Annotated in this window: 1 protein-coding gene; it reads right to left on the bottom strand. The window is 63.6% G+C overall.

Annotated elements, in window-relative coordinates:
- Positions 1-445, bottom strand: a 445-nt coding sequence (locus C666_RS19180) for an IS110 family RNA-guided transposase (RefSeq protein WP_039919645.1), incomplete at both ends; no start/stop codon positions are given.

Raw genomic sequence — 445 nt, 5'->3', positions numbered from 1 at the left:
CGATGACCGTATTGGCCCAGCCGGGCAACTCTTCCAGGCATTCGCCCGCGCGTCGGCGCACGGTAGCTGCCTTGAGCGGCAAGACAATGCCGAACTCGGCCAACAAGCCTCGGATGCGATTGAGTGTAGCGGTGCGCTGTTCGACAAAGCCTTGGCGCGCACGATGCACCATCAGGTGCGATTGCTGATCGAGCGTCTTGATCGGCACGAAACGCATGTGGGGCCGCTGCACTGCCTGGCAGATCGCAGCGGCGTCGGCCGCATCGTTCTTGCTGCGTCGCCCGCTCATGCGGTAGGGCGTGACGAACTTTGGTGCGATCAGGCGAACGGTATGACCCGAAGCCTGAAACAGCCGTGCCCAGTGATGCGCACCCGAGCACGCTTCCATGCCGATCACGCACGGCGGCAGGCTTGCGATCAGTTCATGCAGCTTCTCGCGCGGCAC

Origin of the sequence: Thauera linaloolentis 47Lol = DSM 12138, assembly GCF_000310205.1 — a bacterium.
GTDB classification, from domain to species: Bacteria; Pseudomonadota; Gammaproteobacteria; order Burkholderiales; family Rhodocyclaceae; genus Thauera; species Thauera linaloolentis.
The sequence above is the reverse complement of the archived record's forward strand: the minus strand, read 5'-3'. Positions and strand labels throughout refer to the sequence as shown.